Raw genomic sequence first — 224 nt, forward strand, 5'->3', positions numbered from 1 at the left:
TTCTCTAAGTTGGCGAACCCATTTATCCATCGTGGATTTACCCACATTCATGGCTTGTGCCGCTTCATTCACTGAGTAATTTTGATCTAGGACTAACTGCGCTGCTTCTAACTTAAACTCTGCGCTAAATAGTCGTCTTGTGCGTTTTGTCATAATGTCACCTGTTAACTTATGAGGTGATGATATCACCTCTAACTAAGTGACCAAATTCACTATGCCACTAC

At 41.1% G+C, this 224-nt stretch carries 1 protein-coding gene; it reads right to left on the reverse strand.

Going from position 1 to position 224, the window contains the following annotated elements:
* A partial coding sequence (locus tag RH88_RS22355; protein WP_005600307.1) for an IS3 family transposase occupies positions 1-153 on the reverse strand: 153 nt, incomplete at its 3' end.
* Positions 154-224 lie beyond the last annotated feature (71 nt).

It is taken from the genome of Vibrio scophthalmi LMG 19158 (assembly GCF_000222585.1).
GTDB classification, from domain to species: Bacteria; Pseudomonadota; Gammaproteobacteria; order Enterobacterales; family Vibrionaceae; genus Vibrio; species Vibrio scophthalmi.